Source organism: Paenibacillus sophorae (assembly GCF_018966525.1).
GTDB lineage: Bacteria > Bacillota > Bacilli > Paenibacillales > Paenibacillaceae > Paenibacillus_AQ > Paenibacillus_AQ sophorae.
In genome coordinates this window covers 847897-865505 of record NZ_CP076607.1, presented here as the reverse complement: position 1 = coordinate 865505, position 17609 = coordinate 847897, and the positions used below count along the sequence as shown (strand labels likewise).

14 protein-coding genes, 1 tRNA gene and 1 other RNA gene are annotated in these 17609 nt (G+C 54.4%); 6 read left to right on the top strand and 10 right to left on the bottom strand.

The annotated features are described in order from the left end of the window. Positions 1-141: 141 nt before the first annotated feature. Genes KP014_RS04205 through KP014_RS04185 form a run of 5 tightly spaced genes read left to right on the top strand, consistent with a single transcriptional unit; the run spans position 142 to position 4822 of the window. Positions 142-1254: an amidohydrolase/deacetylase family metallohydrolase gene (locus KP014_RS04205; protein WP_090834210.1), complete on the top strand. Its 1113-nt coding sequence runs from the start codon at positions 142-144 to the stop codon at positions 1252-1254. Next, positions 1220-2326 carry a DgaE family pyridoxal phosphate-dependent ammonia lyase gene (locus KP014_RS04200; RefSeq protein ID WP_036590834.1) on the top strand — a complete coding sequence of 369 codons (1107 nt, stop codon included), beginning with the start codon at positions 1220-1222 and terminating at the stop codon, positions 2324-2326. Before KP014_RS04205 ends, KP014_RS04200 begins: the two co-directional genes overlap by 35 nt. Next, positions 2326-3090, top strand: coding sequence for a 2-dehydro-3-deoxy-phosphogluconate aldolase (gene dagF, locus KP014_RS04195; protein ID WP_036590832.1), 765 nt, complete (start codon positions 2326-2328; stop codon positions 3088-3090). Before KP014_RS04200 ends, dagF begins: the two co-directional genes overlap by 1 nt. Continuing rightward, complete coding sequence (locus KP014_RS04190) at positions 3083-4099, top strand: sugar kinase (RefSeq protein ID WP_036590831.1); 1017 nt, start codon at positions 3083-3085, stop codon at positions 4097-4099. Before dagF ends, KP014_RS04190 begins: the two co-directional genes overlap by 8 nt. Positions 4100-4108: 9 nt before the next feature. After that, positions 4109-4822 carry a GntR family transcriptional regulator gene (locus KP014_RS04185; protein WP_090834209.1) on the top strand — a complete coding sequence of 238 codons (714 nt, stop codon included), beginning with the start codon at positions 4109-4111 and terminating at the stop codon, positions 4820-4822. Between the two features lie 219 nt (positions 4823-5041). Here KP014_RS04185 and ssrA read toward each other — a convergent pair. From ssrA to KP014_RS04135, 10 genes are all read right to left on the bottom strand, one after another. Beyond that, positions 5042-5405, bottom strand: a transfer-messenger RNA (tmRNA) gene (ssrA, locus tag KP014_RS04180). A gap of 182 nt (positions 5406-5587) precedes the next feature. After that, the gene (smpB, locus tag KP014_RS04175; RefSeq protein ID WP_036595862.1) at positions 5588-6067 is read right to left on the bottom strand and encodes an SsrA-binding protein SmpB; all 480 of its coding nucleotides are present in this window, start codon (positions 6065-6067) and stop codon (positions 5588-5590) included. A 323-nt stretch (positions 6068-6390) separates the two neighbouring features. Continuing rightward, on the bottom strand, positions 6391-9165 hold the full coding sequence (gene rnr / locus KP014_RS04170) for a ribonuclease R (protein ID WP_090834208.1): 2775 nt from the start codon (positions 9163-9165) through the stop codon (positions 6391-6393). Between the two features lie 168 nt (positions 9166-9333). After that, a complete protein-coding gene (gene secG / locus KP014_RS04165) occupies positions 9334-9567 on the bottom strand; it encodes a preprotein translocase subunit SecG (protein ID WP_036592987.1) in 234 nt (77 codons plus the stop codon). A 220-nt stretch (positions 9568-9787) separates the two neighbouring features. Further along, positions 9788-11074, bottom strand: coding sequence for a phosphopyruvate hydratase (eno, locus tag KP014_RS04160; protein WP_036592985.1), 1287 nt, complete (start codon positions 11072-11074; stop codon positions 9788-9790). 74 nt (positions 11075-11148) lie between these two features. Then, on the bottom strand, positions 11149-12693 hold the full coding sequence (gpmI, locus tag KP014_RS04155) for a 2,3-bisphosphoglycerate-independent phosphoglycerate mutase (protein WP_036592984.1): 1545 nt from the start codon (positions 12691-12693) through the stop codon (positions 11149-11151). After that, positions 12693-13448 carry a triose-phosphate isomerase gene (gene tpiA, locus KP014_RS04150; RefSeq protein WP_025690096.1) on the bottom strand — a complete coding sequence of 252 codons (756 nt, stop codon included), beginning with the start codon at positions 13446-13448 and terminating at the stop codon, positions 12693-12695. Before tpiA ends, gpmI begins: the two co-directional genes overlap by 1 nt. A gap of 26 nt (positions 13449-13474) precedes the next feature. Then, positions 13475-14656 carry a phosphoglycerate kinase gene (locus tag KP014_RS04145; protein ID WP_036592983.1) on the bottom strand — a complete coding sequence of 394 codons (1182 nt, stop codon included), beginning with the start codon at positions 14654-14656 and terminating at the stop codon, positions 13475-13477. Between the two features lie 234 nt (positions 14657-14890). Further along, entirely contained in the window at positions 14891-15901 is a 1011-nt protein-coding gene (gene gap, locus KP014_RS04140) for a type I glyceraldehyde-3-phosphate dehydrogenase (protein WP_036592981.1), read from the bottom strand. An 89-nt stretch (positions 15902-15990) separates the two neighbouring features. Further along, positions 15991-17067 carry a sugar-binding transcriptional regulator gene (locus tag KP014_RS04135; RefSeq protein WP_036592979.1) on the bottom strand — a complete coding sequence of 359 codons (1077 nt, stop codon included), beginning with the start codon at positions 17065-17067 and terminating at the stop codon, positions 15991-15993. Between the two features lie 261 nt (positions 17068-17328). Here KP014_RS04135 and KP014_RS04130 point away from each other — a divergent pair. Then, positions 17329-17403: transfer RNA gene (locus KP014_RS04130), tRNA-Arg, on the top strand. Positions 17404-17609 lie beyond the last annotated feature (206 nt).

The window sequence follows — 17609 nt, the reverse complement described above, 5'->3', positions numbered from 1 at the left end:
TAATAATTCGGTATTTCGAATAAACATTATAACGTTATATTGTTTTCTCTGATTTCTATGGTATCTTAAGTGTATGTCAAAGCGCAATACATGAATTTGATTTTAAGGTCTTACATTCTTCAGCATTGGCAGGTGAACCTCATGCAAGAAAAGCTGTTGCTCAGCCATCTCCAGCTTGTGGGCGGGCAAATGGCCGATATTGTAGTGGAAGACGGGCGCATCGCTGAGCTAACGCCGCCCGGCCAGGGGCGGGGGGACCGGGTGATCGACGGCTCCGGCCTCTATGTTTCCAGCGGATGGATCGACATGCATGTGCATGCGTTCCCCGAATTCGACCCCTACGGGGATGAGATTGATGAGATCGGAATCAAGCAGGGCGTCACGACCATCGTGGACGCCGGCAGCTGCGGAGCCGACCGGATCGGCGAGCTGGCGGCGAGCCGACTCGGCGCCCGCACCGACCTTCTCGCCTTCCTCAATATTTCGCGCATCGGTCTGAAACGGATCGACGAGCTGTCCCGGCTCGAGTGGATCGATCTCCGGCAGGCTGCGGAATCCGCCCGTGAATACCGGGATATGATCGTGGGATTCAAAGCCCGAATCAGCAGCAGCGTCGTTGCCGGGAGCGGACTGAGCCCGCTCCGCATGGCCAGGTGCCTTTCTTCCGAAACGGATTTGCCGCTAATGATCCACATCGGCTCGGGGCCTCCTGATATTATCGAAATTGTGCCATTGCTGGAGCAGGGCGACGTACTGACCCATTATTTGAACGGGAAGGAGAACAACCTGTTCGACGGCGAGGGCCAGCCGCTGCCGGTGCTGCTGGACGCCCGGGACCGGGGCGTTCATCTGGACGTCGGGCACGGCACGGCAAGCTTCTCGTTCCGGGTGGCCGAGGCTGCCAGGCGGCACGGCATTTCCCCGGACACGATCAGCAGCGACATTTACCGGGGAAACCGGCTGAACGGTCCGGTTTACAGCCTGGCGAATGTGATGAGCAAGTTCCTGTATCTTGGCTATCCCCTGAATGAAGTCATCGACGCCGTTACCGTACGCGCAGCTGCCTGGCTTAAGCGGCCCGAACTGGGCCGCATTCAGCCCGGAGACGCTGCGCGCCTGACTTTATTCTCGGTCGAAGAGCGTCCGGTCCGCCTCACCGATTCCGAAGGAGTAACGAAGGAAGCGGCCCTGCGCATCATACCTAAAGGAGTGGTTATCCATGGAGAATACGCTGCATGCGAAATACGGCCTTAAGCGCGTTATCAACGCCAGCGGCAGAATGAGCATCCTGGGTGTCTCCGCCCCATCGGATTCCGTAATGGAAGCGATGAAGGCGGGCGGCCAGGCTTACGTAGAAATCGCGGACCTCGTCGACAAGGCCGGCGAATACGCCGCTCGCATCATGGGCGCGGAAGCCGCCGTCGTCGTCAACTCCGCATCCAGCGGCATCGCCCTGTCCGTTGCGGGAATTGTAACAAGAGGCGACCGGCGCAAATCGCTGCGCCTGCATCAGGACCCGATTGCCAGGAACGAGATCATTATGCTGAAGGGGCATAACGTCCAGTACGGCGCTCCTGTGGAAACGATGGTCTATCTGGGAGGCGGCCGGATTGTGGAGGCGGGCTACGCCAACGAAGGCAAAGCCGCCGATATCGAGGAGGCGATTACCGACTCCACCGCCGCCATCCTGTACGTCAAATCCCACCATGCCGTCCAGAAGAACATGATCTCCGTGGAGGAAGCCTCGGAGTTGGCCCGGCGCAGGGGCATTCCGCTGATCGTGGACGCTGCGGCTGAAGAGGATCTTGAGAAGTACGTCGTGCTCGCCGACCTGGCGATCTACAGCGGCTCAAAGGCGATCGAAGGACCGACCTCCGGCCTTGTCGCAGGCAAGCGTTCCTATGTGGAATGGATCAAGACCCAGCTTCATGGAATCGGCCGCAGCATGAAGGTCGGCAAGGAAACGACGTTCGGGTTGCTTCAGGCGCTGGATGAGTATATCGTTAAGGAAGATACGAGCGAACGGGAAGTGGAATCGCTGCAATCCTTGATGGTCCTGAATGAGATCGCGGGTCTGCGGGTATCGATCGTGCAGGACGAAGCGGGGCGCGCCATCTTCCGCGCCCGGGTGCACATCGAGCCAGAGAAGGCGGGAACGGACGCGGCTTCTGTCGCCAAGGCGCTTCAGGAGGGCGAAATCGCAATTTATACGCGCGATTACGGTGTGAGACAGGGGTATTTCGATATCGATCCGCGCCCGCTTCAAGGCGATGACATCGCGGTCATCGCGGCCAGAATTCAAGAGCTTGCAGGAGGTAAAGCATAATGACGAATACAGGAGTGGGAATTGCCGGCCGTTTCTATAAAAACCGCGCGGCTCTAAATGTATTGGCGGGCAGTGTGCCCAACGCCAAAGAGGTGTATGAGGCTGCGGAAGGCTACGTGCTGGTCGGCGTTCTGTCCAAGAACTACCCGACAGCCGAAGCTGCGGCCGATGCGATGAAGGAATACGGGGCCGCCATCGAAGACGCGGTCTCGATCGGGCTGGGCGCCGGCGACAACCGGCAGGCCGCCGTGGTCGCTGAAATCGCCAAATCGTACGCGGGGAGCCATATCAATCAGGTTTTCCCTTCGGTAGGGGCTACCCGGGCCAATTTAGGAAGCCGCGGCGGCTGGATCAACAGCCTCGTCTCCCCTTCGGGACAGCCGGGGTATGTCAATATTTCGACCGGTCCCGCAAGCTCCGCGGGCGAGCATGCGATCGTTCCCGTCAAGGCAGCGATCGGGCTGCTGCGCGACATGGGCGGCAACGCGCTGAAGTATTTCCCGATGAACGGCCTCAGCCTTGAAACGGAGTACCGGGCCGTCGCCAAAGCCTGCGGCGAGGAAGGCTTCGCGCTGGAGCCGACCGGAGGGATCGACCTGGACAACTTCGAGGCTATCCTGCGAATCGCGCTTGAAGCCGGTGTGCCGCAGGTCATTCCCCATGTGTATTCTTCCATCATCGACAAGGCTACGGGAGACACCCGTGTAGATGATATCCGCACGCTGCTGGCGATCATGAAGAAGCAGGTTGATCTCCATGGCTAGAGCGGTCGCCGCCTTCGGGGAAGTGATGATGCGGCTGCAGGTTCCCGGCTACGCCCTGCTGTCGCAGAGCGATACCCTGCAGGTCTCCTATTCCGGAACGGGGGTCAATGTCGTCTCGGCGCTGGCCCGGTTCGGGCATACCGGCTACCTCGTCACGACGCTGCCCGCCAATGCGATCGGTGACGCCGCGGTCGCCAATCTCAGCAAGCTGGGCATCCAGCCCGCCCAAATCCGGCGGGCTGGCGCGTATGTCGGCATGTATGTGCTGGAGAACGGCTTTGGACCCCGGGCGAGCCGCGTTACCTACACCAACCGGCAGGAGAGCAGCTTCAATACGGCCCCGGAAGGCGCCTATGATTTTGCAGCCGTCGCCCGGGAATCCGATATCGTCCATTTCTGCGGCATTTCGCTCGCGATGAACGACACGGTCCGGCGTCATGTGCTGGCCTTCGCAAGGGCCGTGAAAGCGGCCGGACGCCTCGTCGCCTTCGACTGCAACTACCGGCCTGCCCTTTGGGGCGAAGGCGGGTATGCCAAGGCCAAGCCATGGTATACTGAAATGCTCAGCCTTGCCGATATCGTTATGATGAACGAAATGGACGCCCTGCACATTCTGGGAATGCAGAGTGAACGGGAAACCCGGCGGGAGCAGCTGGAAGAGCTGATCCCACAGGTCTCCGCAGCTTACGACATCTCCGTCATCGCCGGCACGCACCGCACGGTGAATCCGGACAACACGCATTCCCTGCAAGGGTATATATATAAAAATGCCGCCTTCCTCTATTCGGACAAGCTAACCTTCCCGGTCTATGACCGAATCGGAGCCGGAGACGCCTATACTAGCGGAATCATCCACGGAGAGCTGGAAGGCCATTCGCCCGAGACGACCGTCCGTTTCGCCGCAGCGGCTGCGATGCTCGCGCATACGATACAAGGCGATACACCCCACTCTTCCGAAAGCGCCATTCTCCGGGCCATGGATGAAGGGAACGGCGATGTAGAAAGGTAGGAATCCACCATGAATCTGTCCCGCAACAAGCGGCCCTTATACCAGCAGATCAAAAACATAATCAAAGACCGGATTCTCCACGGCTTTTACCCGCTGGAAACCAACATCCCGTCCGAGCCGCTCCTTGAGGAAGAATTCGGCGTCAGCAAGATCACCGTCCGCAATGCGATCAAGGAACTGGTCCAGGAAGGATACCTGGAGACAAGCAGCGGCAAGGGCACCAAAGTTATCCGTAACACCAGCACCTCGAAGCGCTCCACCTGGAAACGGTTTACAGAGGTGCTGGTGGAAGAAGGGCATGTCATTCATAAAGTGCTGCTTAGCGCGGAGAGCGTTACCCATGAGGAGGGCAGAAAGCCGCACAGCCTGTTCGGGTCCTCCGGCCTGCGGATCGAGCGCCTCTATGTGCTGGATGATTCGCCCTACATCCATTACACCCACTACTTCCCCGCCTGGATCGGCGGGGTCGACCCGGCAGAGCTTGATGCGCAATCCCTGTACGGCTGGATGGAGGAGCGCAAGGTCACCATCGCCAAATTCCGAGATGAATTCGCGGTGGCGCCTCCGCCGCCCGGCGTCGAAGCGCTGCTGAAATGCGGTAAGGACACGCCGCTGCTCAAAAGATACCGTTACGCCTATGATGAATCGGGCAGCGTCGTCGAATACAGCGAGGGCTATTACCGCTCGGAGCTCCAGCCCTATGTCGTCAATTACGATGTCTAAGTGACTAGAGGCGCTCCCGCAGCGGGCAGCGGGCAGCTTCACGACTGAAGCATTCCCCTAGGGTAGATCATGATAGAATGGCAATTGTTAATGGGGCGCACTGTAGCCATTTTGGCTACAGTGCGCCCCAAAAATCTGCATTCCAAAAATCTGTTGCTACAGTTTGGCTGAAATTTGAGTCCTTACACGTAAAAAACCCGCTCTAAGAGCGGGTTTTTAGTATGGAGCCGAGGGGAGTCGAACCCCTGTCCGAAGATAACGCCACATAAGCTTCTACGAGTGTAGTGACAGATTTGATGTCACCCTAGAGACTCCCTGTCACCGGATTCCCTTCAGGTCAGCCTGATTATCTTCTTCCGTTGACCCCAGGCGGAGACCAAGCGGCGTATCCCACTAAAGTTGAGCCCCTAGTCCGCCACATGGGCGATGGAAGGTAGGAGCTAGCTCACAGGTTATTAAGCTGCGAAAGCTAAGTTGTTGTTTTGTTTGCCGTTTAATTGGCTTTAGCGTTGATGAAGCGGACGCGTCCCCACTACTCGCTACCCATGCTCGAACTACCCCCGTCGAATCCAAAAACGGCCCCTCATTAAAAGGGCTTCTTGGATCAAGCGGAACCGCCGGCAAGAGCGATCCGTATCCATTATCCTTGCCGCTTATCGCGAAAAGGTAATCTGAAGCATTTTGTCTTACATAAAAGAGTATATCATATTTTGCAGCATAATCATATAGATCTTGCAGGAAACAAAGGTGGGGTTTGGCAGTGTCTTATCTTGCGATCTTCTGCTTCTCCCGCAGTGCCCGCTGGATATCGCGCTGTGCATCGCGTTTGGCGGCGGAATCGCGTTTGTCGTATTGTTTCTTCCCTTTACCGATGCCCAGCAGCAGCTTGGCATAGCCGTTGCGGACGTATACTTTCAGCGGCACAATTGTGTACCCTTCCTGCTTGGAATGCCCGAGCAGCTTGCTGATCTGTTCTTTATGCAGCAGCAGCTTGCGTGTACGCGTTGGGTCGTCCGGGTTAGCCCGGTTGCCCTGATCAAATGGGCTGATATGCATATTATGCACAAAAATCTCGCCGCCGCGGATTGTGGCGAACGCATCACCGATATTCGCGCGGCCATTGCGCAGCGATTTGATCTCCGTACCCGTCAGCACCATGCCCGCCTCGTAGGTGTCCTCGATAAAATAATCATGGGAAGCCTTTTTGTTCTGGGCGAGCACTTTCCCGTCTGCTGTTTTACCCATGACAATCACTCCTTGAATCGTAAGTTACGGCGTCTCTTCTCTTGCTGTTTCTGCGTGCAAAGCAATTCGAACAGAAAACGTCTGACTCTTATTGTATCAAAATCGTTCCAGCAAACGCAAGGATCGATAAAGCGTTTGCTTCCACCGCATTTCTCTGATTGTAGATATAATAAAGTCAAAGACTACTGTTTTGACAACATGCTGTCAGTAACATAGGGTGTGATCTTTGAAATCACCAGCATATCATCGTAATAAAAAGCGCTGGGTACCCGTTACCGGGAACCTCAGCGCTTGGGTTGTCTTGAAACGTTTAGTCCGGCACTTTATTTTTTCTTCTTCCGCTTTCTTCCTTCACCGTTGCCGTTTTTGGAGCCGGAACCTACGGCGGCCTCCACGTTGCCCGGCGTTACGGAGCCGCCGATGAAGACCCCGCTCTTCGACTTCTTCTTGCGGCGGCCTTTACCTCCGGCGGCTTTGCTGCCGCCGTAGTCACCGCCGAGGTCCTCGCGTGCGCGGAGTTTCGTGTCGCCGCCGACGCCGGTGTACACGTCGCCGCGGCCGTTCGACCCGTTAGGCTGCGCGCCGTAGCCGCCCTTGCCGGAGCCAAAGCCGAAGCTGATGCCGCGTGAACCGGCATCTCCGGCTTCGCCTTTCCGGCTGCGCGCGCCAGCGGCGATAGCGCCGTCGCTTCTGCCGCGGCCAGCCTTCGCGTCGTCGCTGCGCCCCCGGCCGCTGCGCTCAGCGCCGCCGAGTGCCGCGCCGCCTCCGGCCTTGTCGGCGCCGTGCACGCGCCCGCGCTTGCCGCGGCCTCCCGCACCGGCGGCGGCTCCGCCCTTACCGCCGCCGCGGCCCTTGCCGCCAGCGGTCGGCGCGCCGTGGCCGCCTCTGCGGTCGCGGCCGCCTTTGCCGTTCCGGCCGCCACCGCCAAAGCCTCCGTTGCGGCGCTCGCCCGCCGCACGCGGTTTCATGTCGACCAGCTCGAAGTCGATCGTATGGTCGTCCATGTTCACCTTGGCGACGCGGATCTTCACCTCGTCGCCGATGCGGAACACCTTTGAGGTGCGCTCGCCGATGAGCGCCATATGACCCTCGTCGAAGTGGTAATAATCATCCGTCAGATGACTCAGACGGATCAGACCTTCGACGGTATTTTCTAGCTCGACGAACATGCCGAAGCTGGTCACGCTGCTGATCATCGCCTCGAATTCCTCGCCGACCTTGTCCAGCATGTACTCCGCTTTTTTCAGCTGCTCCGTGTCACGTTCCGCTTCCACCGCGACGCGTTCGCGCTCGGAGGACTGCTGGGCGATGTCCGGCATCCGGCTCGCCAGGTACTCATGGCGCTTCTCGCTGAGGGCACCGCTGCTCTCAAGCACCTCGCGTATGACCCGGTGAATAACCAGGTCGGGGTACCGCCGAATCGGTGACGTAAAGTGGGAATAATACTCCGCCGCTAGTCCAAAGTGACCCGTGCTCTCCGCGTCGTACTTCGCCTGCTTCATAGAGCGGAGCATCATCGTACTGATAACCGTCTGCTCCTTCGTCCCCTGAATATCCTCCAGCAGCTTTTGCAGCGCACGGGGATGCACGGAATTACCACGGCCCTTGACGTGATGGCCGAAATTGGCCGCGAACGCCATGAAGTTCTGCAGCTTCTCAGGGTCCGGGTCCTCGTGAATCCGGTACAGGAACGGCACTTTCAGCCAGTGAAAATGCTCGGCCACCGTCTCGTTCGCCGCCAGCATGAATTCCTCGATGATCTGCTCCGCGATCGAACGCTCCCTTTTTACGATATCTACAGCTTTGCCGTTCTCGTCGACGATGATTTTGCTTTCTTCGAAGTTGAAGTCAACGGCTCCCCGCTTCATCCGCGCATCCCGCAGTTTCATCGCAATTTCGCGCATCAGCCGGAAATCCTCAATCAGCGGAGCGTAGCGCTTCAGCAGCTCGGGCTCTTCATCCAGCAGAATTTTGCGCACATTGGTGTAAGTCATCCGTTCCTTAGTACGAATTACGCTGGTAAAAATATCATGCTTCACGACCTTCATATTCTCGTCGAATTCCATCTCGCAGGACATCGTCAGCCTGTCCACCTGCGGATTCAAAGAGCAGATGCCATTCGACAGGCGGTGCGGCAGCATCGGAATAACCCGGTCGACAAGATAGACGCTGCAGCCCCGGTCATATGCTTCTTTATCCAGCGCCGAGTTCTCGCGCACATAATAACTGACGTCGGCAATATGCACGCCAAGCTTGTAATGGCCGTTCTCCAGACGGGCGACGTTGACCGCGTCATCCAAGTCTTTGGCGTCTTCCCCGTCAATGGTAACAATATTCAAGCCCCGCAGGTCGCGGCGGCCCTGCTTTACAATTTCCTCTTCCGTGATGGAGTCCGGCGCGCCATTCGCTTCTTCCATGACTTCTTCAGGAAAAGCCTCCGGCAGCTGATGCTTGCGGATGACGGATAAAATATCGACGCCGGGATCGTCTTTATGTCCTAGGATCTCGATAATCTCCCCTTCCGCCGCCGCGCGTCCCTCCGGATAGTTTACAATGCGGACAACGACTTTTTCTCCGTCGACTGCACCGTTAAATGATTCCTTCGGGATAAAAATATCACGGTTAATCCGCTTATCATCCGGCAAAACAAAGCCGTAAGTCTCCAGATTCTGAAACACGCCGACAGTCTGCAGCACGCCCCTGCGGACGATACGCACGACTTCGCCTTCCATCCGGCCCCCGCCATGGCTTCGAGAGGTCACGCGGACAAGCACTATGTCGCCGTTCATGGCGCTTTTGATATCGTTGGCATGGATATATACGTCGGGATGCTCCCGGTCATCGGGTATCAGGAAGGCAAAGCCCTTCGCATGAGCCTGCAGGCGGCCGCGCAGCAAGTCCATCCGCTCCGGCACACCGTAGCGACCGGTACGGGTCAGTACGATCCGCCCATCCTGTTCCAGGGTGCTCAGCAGAACGTTAAACGCCTTCAGCTCCTCTTCTCCCGTAAAATGAAAGTGTTCAATCAGTTCCTCATATGTCATTGGTTTATAAGCGGTTTCCCGCATGAAGTCCAGCAAATTCTCTTGTGTTATCATCTTCGTCACCTCGGCCCACCGCGGCGCAGGCCGCCGGCTGGTATGTATGCTATCGTCTATACTACTTCATACCCTAGTATACACGAAATCAATCCTCGGCATCCCTTTCCGCCGATTACAAAAAAACCTCCGCTCCATCGTAAGAAGCGAAGGTTCCATTCGTCTATTTTAGTCAATTACAACTGCAACAATAATGGACAGAATAAAGAATCCCGCCGCGAGTCCTACCGTCACACGCTGGAGCACCAGCTCCATACCGCGCGCTTTCGTCTTACCGAACAGATGCTCAGCTCCGCCGGAGATGGCGCCCGCTAGGCCTGCGCTCTTGCCTTTTTGCAGCAGAACCACCGTAATCAGACCGACAGAAAAAATCAGAAGCAGCACTTTCAGAAAAATTTCCATTCATTCCACCTCCTACGCTAAGCATCACTATCTATGGAAATTTAATATTTGATATTCATAAACAGCATTTTTATTGTATCATACAGCCCGCAGCAATACAACTTAATTCGGCTGCAATGACCAATCACACCATATAGAAAAAAGACTGCCCCTCCATCATTAGCTGACCGGGAGGCAGTCTCTATAGCACTAGCTCTTCATAAGATTCGGGTGAATCTTATTATCTTTTCAGGTTGTAGAAGGATTTCAGGCCGTTGTATTGAGCCAGTTCGCCCAGTTCGTCTTCAATGCGAAGCAGTTGGTTGTACTTGGCGATACGGTCTGTACGGGAAGGTGCACCCGTTTTGATTTGGCCGGCGTTGGTAGCCACGGCGATATCGGCGATCGTGCTGTCTTCGGACTCACCGGAACGGTGGGATACAACAGCCGTGTAGCCTGCGCGTTTAGCCATTTCGATCGCGTCGAAAGTTTCAGTCAGCGTACCGATTTGGTTAACTTTGATCAGGATGGAGTTGCCGATGCCTTCTTCGATACCTTTGCCCAGACGCTCGGTGTTGGTTACGAACAGGTCGTCGCCAACGAGTTGGATTTTGTTGCCCAGTTTCTCGGTGAGCAGCTTCCAACCTTCCCAGTCGTCTTCGGAGCAGCCGTCTTCGATTGTGATAATCGGGTATTTGTCAACCCAGGAAGAGAGCAGGTCTACGAATTCCGCAGGAGTAAAGGATTTTCCTTCGCCTTCCAGGTGGTATTTGCCGTCTTTGAAGAACTCGGTGGAAGCAACGTCCATGCCCAGGAATACGTCAACGCCCGGTTTGTAGCCAGCTTTTTCAATGGCTTCCATGATGGAGGACAGTGCATCTTCGTTGGAAGTGAAGTTAGGAGCGAAGCCGCCTTCGTCGCCAACCGCAGTGTTCAGGCCTTTGCCTTTCAGTACGGATTTCAGGTTGTGGAAGATCTCAGCGCCAGTACGCAGAGCCTCTTTGAAGCTTGGTGCGCCTACAGGCAGAACCATGAACTCTTGCACGTCAACGTTGTTGTCGGCATGAGCGCCGCCGTTTACGATGTTCATCATTGGAACCGGAAGCTGCTTAGCGTTGAATCCGCCAAGGTATGTGTACAGAGGCACGTCCAAATCCTCCGCTGCAGCGCGGGCTACGGCCATGGAAACAGCCAGAATGGCGTTAGCGCCCAGTTTGCCTTTATTATGCGTTCCGTCCAGAGCGATCATGGCTTTGTCGATGCCCAGTTGGTCCAGAGCGTCCATACCGATGACTTCAGGAGCGATGATTTCGTTAACGTTCTTCACTGCGTTCAGAACGCCTTTGCCCAGGTAACGGGATTTGTCGTCGTCGCGAAGCTCAACGGCTTCGTGAGCGCCTGTGGAAGCGCCGGAAGGAACGATAGCACGGCCTTTGGCGCCGGATTCCAGGTAAACGTCAACCTCTACAGTTGGATTGCCGCGGGAGTCAAGTACCTCGCGTGCATATACATCGGAAATAATAGTCATTTGAGTCATTCTCCTTTATTAACAAAATTGGGTCTTGCTTAAAACATTGTCTTGAACCTTACAGTCTTACCCTGTTACTTGCGGCTTACGATCATGGATTGTCCGGTCATTTCCGCAGGCTGCGGAATTCCCATCAGATCGAGAATCGTCGGCGCCACATCCGCGAGAATGCCATGCTCACGAAGCACAACGTTCTCAGCGGTCACAATGAACGGAACCGGGTTGGTCGTATGCGCTGTAAACGGACGGCCTTCCTCGTCGAATACCATATCAGCGTTGCCGTGGTCAGCAATAATGATTGTTACGCCACCTTTGGCAAGAACTGCGTCTACCACTTTGCCTACACATTCGTCTGTTACTTCAACCGCTTTAATGGTCGGTTCCAGCATGCCGGAGTGGCCGACCATGTCGGGATTAGCGAAGTTCAGAATGATGGCATCATGTTTTTCCGCTTCGATCTCGGCCACGCAAGCCGCAGCCACCTCGTAGGCGCTCATCTCCGGCTGCAGGTCATAGGTTGCCACTTTCGGGGAGTTGATCAGAATACGGGTCTCTCCCGGCAGTTCCACGTCGCGGCCGCCGCTGAAGAAGAAGGTTACGTGCGGATACTTCTCGGTCTCCGCAATGCGCAGCTGCTTCTTGTTGTTCTGTACCAGAACCTCGCCCAGCGTGTTGTCCAGATTCTTCGGCTTGTAGGCGACATAGCCCTGCACCGTTTCACTGAATGTAGTCAGGCAGACAAAGTGAAGATCCTGCGGGAACAGCGGTCCACGATCAAAGCCGCGGAAATCAGCGTTCGTGAACACCTGGGACAGCTGAATAGCGCGGTCCGGACGGAAGTTCAGGAACACGACGGAATCGCCGCTTTCGACAGTCGTTACCGGCTTGCCTTCGCCGTCCACGATAACGCAAGGCTCAACGAATTCATCATACACGGAATTCTGGTACGAGGCTGTGATCGCCTGCAATGCATCCGAAAATTTCGGTCCTTCGCCATAAACCATTGCACGGTAGGCCTTCTCCACGCGATCCCAACGTTTGTCGCGGTCCATCGCGAAGTAACGTCCGGATACCGTAGCGATTTTGCCTACGCCAAGTTCCTCGATCTTGGAGATAAGAGCTTGAACGAATTGCTGGCCGCTGCTCGGCGGTACGTCGCGGCCGTCCATGAAGGCGTGGATGAACACGTCGTTCATCTCTTCCTTTTTGGCAAGCTCCAGCATAGCGAACAGGTGATTGATATGGCTGTGTACCCCTCCGTCGGATACAAGCGCGTACAGGTGAAGCTTTTTGCCAGTCGACTTGGCATGTCTTACCGCTTCCACCAAAGTTTCATTCTCAAAAAATTCTCCGTCGCGAATGGATTTATCAATACGGGTCAAATCTTGATATACGATCCGGCCCGCACCGATATTAAGATGCCCCACTTCGGAGTTACCCATTTGGCCTTCCGGAAGTCCTACGGCTTCGCCGGAGGCGGTAAGCGTTGTATTGGGATACTGCTTCAGGTAACGGTCGTAGTTGGGTTTGTTCGCCTGAGCGACGGCGTTGCCTTCCGCAGTATTACGCAGACCGAAACCGTCCATGATAATCAATGCTACGGGTCTTGGTGCTGACATTACTTCGCCCCCTCAACAAGTTGAACGAAGGAACCAGGCTGCAGGCTTGCACCGCCGACGAGAGCGCCGTCGATGTCGCTTTGGCCCATGTATTCGGTAACGTTCTCAGGCTTCACACTTCCGCCGTACTGAATGCGGATTGCTTCGGCAGTCGCTTCGTCGTACAAGTCCTTGATCAGGCTGCGGATGTAAGCGATAACCTCGTTGGCATCCGCCGAAGTGGAGGATTTGCCGGTACCGATAGCCCAGATTGGCTCATAGGCGATAACGGTTTGGGCTGCCTGCTCCGCGCTGAGACCTTGGAACGCGCCTTCGGTTTGCACTTTGCAAACTTCCTTCGTTTGGTCGGCTTCGCGCTCTTCGAGCTTCTCGCCTACGCATACGATTGGAGTAATACCGTGGCGGAATGCCGCGTGCATTTTCTTGTTCACGATTTCGTCCGTTTCGCCGAAATAAGCGCGGCGCTCGGAGTGGCCGAGAATGACATAGTCTACACCGAGATCCTTCAGCATAACACCGCTGATTTCACCCGTATAAGCGCCGTTGTCTTCGAAATGAAGGTTCTGTGCGCCGATTTTGATGCTTGTACCTTGAGCCGCTTTCGTCAGAGCCGGCAGGTTGGTGAACGGAGCGCAGATTACCGTTTCCACGCCATCCACTTCGGCCTTGCCCTTAACTTCGGCGAAAAAGCCTTCGGCTTCCGGAACGGTCTTGAACATTTTCCAGTTTCCGGCAATAATTGGTGTTCTACTCATAGCAGAGCTTGCCTCCCTCTATCGTCTTACTTATCGTTCAGCGCCACTACGCCAGGAAGAGCTTTGCCTTCCATGAATTCAAGCGATGCTCCGCCGCCGGTGGAGATATGGTCCATTTGATCGGCCAGCTTGAATTTTTCGGCTGCTGCAGCGGAGTCGCCGCCACCGATAACGGTATATCCTTCAGTCTTCGCGCAGGCTTCAGCCACCGCTTTCGTACCTTCAGCGAAAATATCGATTTCAAATACGCCCATCGGTCCGTTCCATACAACAAGTTTGGAGTTCTTGATAACGTCCGCATACAATGCAGCCGTTTTAGGACCGATATCCAGACCGAGCCAATCCGCAGGGATTTCGCTAATGTCAACAGTCTTGGTGTTGGCGTCGGCGCCGAACTTATCGGCTACTACAGCGTCAACCGGCAGCAGGAAGTTCTTGCCAAGTTTTTTTGCTTTTTCGATAAAGACAAGAGCGGTATCGATTTTTTCTTCGTCGAGCAGGGATTTTCCGACTTCGTAGCCTTGAGCTTTGGAGAACGTGTAAGACAGGCCTCCGCCGATCAGCACGTTGTCTGCCAGAGTCAGCAGGTTGTCGATAACATCAATCTTGTCTTTAACTTTCGAACCGCCGATAATCGCGGTGAAAGGACGCTCCGGATTGGAGAGGGCTTTGCCCAGTACGTTCAATTCTTTCTCCATCAGAAGTCCGGATACAGCCGGCAGGTAATGGGCGATGCCTTCGGTCGAAGCATGCGCACGGTGCGCCGCGCCGAATGCGTCATTGACGAACAGATCGGCCAGCTCGGCGAACTGCTTCGCAAGCTCCGGATCATTCTTCTCTTCGCCCGGATAGAAACGGACATTCTCAAGCACCAGAACGTCGCCGTCTTTCAGTTCGGCAATTTTTGCTTTTACCGCTTCGCCAACCGCTTCGTCCGCTTTGGCAACCGGTTTGCCGAGCAGCTCGGACAGGCGTTCTGCGGCTGGAGTCAGTCGCATGGAATCGACAAATTGGCCTTTCGGACGGCCCATATGGCTCGCTAGAATAAGTTTGGCCCCATTTTCGATCAAATATTTAATCGTAGGAAGCGTTTCGCGAATACGCGTATCGTCGGTAATTTTACCGTCTTCGAGCGGCACATTGAAATCCACGCGGACAAATACGCGTTTGCCTGTTACTTCTACATCACGGACACTTTTTTTGCTCATGACTATTTCCCTCCATACCCGAAATTGTTCCACTTTTGGAATTCTGGGCAAACGCACAGAGTTTGCATCAAGAAGAAACGGCTGCGTCATTCTAGTAGGAACGGCATCCGTTTTTCCGAAAAGGCTTATATCATAGGAATTGTTAATAGCTGCGATTATCTAATATTTCGGAAAAGAGCGGAAACAATAAACTGCTGTTTCCGCTCTATGGATGATGCTATATAAAATCTCGAATTATTTAGCCAGTTTTGCGAAGTGTTCGAGCGTACGAACGAGTTGAGCGGTGTAGGACATTTCATTGTCGTACCAAGCAACAGTCTTAACGAGCTGTTTGTCGCCAACAGTAATTACTTTGGTTTGTGTAGCGTCGAACAGGGATCCGAAAGTCAGACCCTTGATATCGGAGGATACGATTTCGTCTTCAGTGTATCCGTAAGTATCTGGATCGGAAGCTTCTTTCATTGCTGCGTTGATTTCGTCAGCCGTTACAGTCTTGTTCAGAACAGTAACCAGCTCAGTCAGGGAACCAGTAGGCACCGGTACGCGTTGAGCGGCACCGTCGAGTTTGCCTTTCAGCTCAGGAATAACCAGGCCGATCGCTTTGGCAGCGCCAGTCGTGTTAGGAACGATGTTCTCAGCTGCAGCGCGGGCGCGTCTGAAGTCGCCTTTAGCATGCGGAGCGTCCAGCGTGTTTTGGTCGCCGGTGTAAGCGTGGATTGTAGTCATCAGGCCTTCAATAATGCCGAACTTGTCGTTCAGGACTTTAGCCATTGGAGCCAGGCAGTTCGTTGTGCAGGAAGCGCCGGAAATAACTGTTTCGGAACCGTCAAGAATGTCGTGGTTAACGTTGTAAACAACAGTCTTCATGTCGCCGGTAGCCGGAGCGGAGATAACGACTTTTTTCGCTCCGCCTTTCAGGTGAAGCTCAGCTTTTTCTTTGGAAGTGAAGAATCCTGTGCACTCCAGAACGATATCTACGCCCAGGTCGCCCCAAGGCAGTTCTTCAGGGTTGCGGTTAGCCAGAACTTTAACTTCCTTGCCGTTCACTTTGAAGAATCCGTCGTGAACTTCAACGTCGCCTTGGAATTTGCCTTGCGATGTATCATATTTTAACAAGTGCGCCAGCATCTTGGCATCGGTAAGGTCATTGATCGCTACAACTTCGATTCCTTCCACGTCTTGAATACGGCGGAATGCGAGGCGGCCAATACGTCCAAATCCGTTAATACCTACTTTTACAGTCATTGAATAGTTCCTCCTAAAATTCATTTTTATTTATTCAAGACAAACCATAGGGTTTGTCAAGACAACACTAAGTATGAAGCATAATAATGCTAGTGCTCGCCATAATAGGAAGATTGCGGGGCTGCGGCATTCTGTTCGTCAATTTGCTTGACGATTTCGGCCGCGGCGGCTTCATCTATGACAAGTATGTCTTCTTGGCCGAACCGCAGCACAGCGTGAATGGCTTTGGCCTTCCGCTTGCCTCCGGCGATGCCAATTACAATTTCCGTCCGCACGATATCCTCTAGGCGCAGTCCCATAGTCAGCATGGAGTGCACCACTTCACCCTGCTCGTTAAAGTAGTGGCCGAAGGATTCGGCAACGGCGCCGGCGTTCTTGATCTTGGTGATCGTCTCCTCGTCAAGTCTACGGCGACGGGTCATTTCCAAGGCATCTCCGATTCCATGAACGATAATTCTTGAACGGCGGATAATCTGTACGATTTCTGAAATGTTCGGTTCATGGGCCAGCGATAGAAAGGCTTCCTCGCTGAGCAAGTCCGGCACATGCAGTAGGCGGTAATGTGCTCCAATCCGCTTGGCTACCGTCGAAGCGATGGTATTGGCCTGAAATTCCACGCTCTCACCAAGTCCTCCTCTGGCGGGCACGATCAAGGCGTCCCGATAGGACACGGACAAGGGTGTGGTCATCTGCTCAGCCAATTCGGACAGCGTCGAACCTCCGGTGACGGCAACCGTGTCATCGGCTCTCATTACGCCGAGCAACGCTCTCGCTCCTGCTCTTCCGAGTTCTCTCTTGGTAAACGGTGACACTTCGCAATCGCCCGGAACCACAATAACTTTCTTCAAACCGTAACTCAAACGAATTCTTTCTTCCAGATCCTCCAGGCCAAACAAACTCTTGGCGAGCGGCTCCAACAAGTCAAGCAGTTTCCGGCCGGCATCGCTGATCCGCATGCCTACGCTCTCGATCTCGATGAGCCCCTGCGATTTCAGAAGGTCCGTTTCCGCACGCAGAACCCGTTCGGTCATATCAAGCGAAGCGGCGAGCGTTCTGCGGCCGATAATATCGGACAACAGGATCTGATGAAGAATCGTATACCGTCGTTTGAGGGTTTCCATGAGATCAGGCAGAAGCTGCTTTTGGATTTCTAATAAGTCACGCATACTTTCACTCCTGCAACTTCGTCTTTCTCTTCTGACCCCTTCTCTATGGTCTTAAAACGTCCCGGGATAACTTTTTAAGTCCCACTAAGTATTCTACCCAAATATTCCCCTGAACGCAAGGGCTCCGAAAGTAGAATTCTCACCCTCTTTTCTTCTTATACATAAACCTGTACATTTCGGCGGCGAAGAGCCGGTCCCTATGACCTATATGATTAATAAGAGTTGCATTAGTCGAAATTTTATATTATAATAATTTCTGTTGCGCCCGTGGTCCAATGGATATGACGTAGGCCTCCGAAGCCTGAGATCCAAGTTCGATTCTTGGCGGGCGCGCCACATTATTTGTTTAACCAAACCTAGATTATTTAACACAGTGCGCCATGAATTGGCGCTTTTTTTTATGATGAGTTTGACTTTCTTTGACTTTTCGTTTGACTTTCTTTGACTTTTTGTTTGAATTTGTTTATCATGTGGGTAATACGGTAACAGTTAAGAAAAAACGCTATAACGAAATCCATTTTTGAAGATCTAATTTAAGGAGG

What these genes read in the sequence shown, in the direction of transcription:
- tpiA (WP_025690096.1), bottom strand. Translation starts at nt 13,448, where the DNA reads ATGAGTAGAACACCAATTATTGCCGGAAACTGGAAAATGTTCAAGACC.
- KP014_RS04200 (WP_036590834.1), top strand. Translation starts at nt 1,220, where the DNA reads ATGGAGAATACGCTGCATGCGAAATACGGCCTTAAGCGCGTTATCAAC.
- gap (WP_036592981.1), bottom strand. Translation starts at nt 15,901, where the DNA reads ATGACTGTAAAAGTAGGTATTAACGGATTTGGACGTATTGGCCGCCTC.
- KP014_RS04190 (WP_036590831.1), top strand. Translation starts at nt 3,083, where the DNA reads ATGGCTAGAGCGGTCGCCGCCTTCGGGGAAGTGATGATGCGGCTGCAG.
- KP014_RS04135 (WP_036592979.1), bottom strand. Translation starts at nt 17,067, where the DNA reads ATGCGTGACTTATTAGAAATCCAAAAGCAGCTTCTGCCTGATCTCATG.
- gpmI (WP_036592984.1), bottom strand. Translation starts at nt 12,693, where the DNA reads ATGTCAGCACCAAGACCCGTAGCATTGATTATCATGGACGGTTTCGGT.
- smpB (WP_036595862.1), bottom strand. Translation starts at nt 6,067, where the DNA reads ATGGGTAAAACAGCAGACGGGAAAGTGCTCGCCCAGAACAAAAAGGCT.
- KP014_RS04145 (WP_036592983.1), bottom strand. Translation starts at nt 14,656, where the DNA reads ATGAGCAAAAAAAGTGTCCGTGATGTAGAAGTAACAGGCAAACGCGTA.
- KP014_RS04205 (WP_090834210.1), top strand. Translation starts at nt 142, where the DNA reads ATGCAAGAAAAGCTGTTGCTCAGCCATCTCCAGCTTGTGGGCGGGCAA.
- KP014_RS04185 (WP_090834209.1), top strand. Translation starts at nt 4,109, where the DNA reads ATGAATCTGTCCCGCAACAAGCGGCCCTTATACCAGCAGATCAAAAAC.
- dagF (WP_036590832.1), top strand. Translation starts at nt 2,326, where the DNA reads ATGACGAATACAGGAGTGGGAATTGCCGGCCGTTTCTATAAAAACCGC.
- eno (WP_036592985.1), bottom strand. Translation starts at nt 11,074, where the DNA reads ATGACTATTATTTCCGATGTATATGCACGCGAGGTACTTGACTCCCGC.
- secG (WP_036592987.1), bottom strand. Translation starts at nt 9,567, where the DNA reads ATGGAAATTTTTCTGAAAGTGCTGCTTCTGATTTTTTCTGTCGGTCTG.
- rnr (WP_090834208.1), bottom strand. Translation starts at nt 9,165, where the DNA reads ATGATAACACAAGAGAATTTGCTGGACTTCATGCGGGAAACCGCTTAT.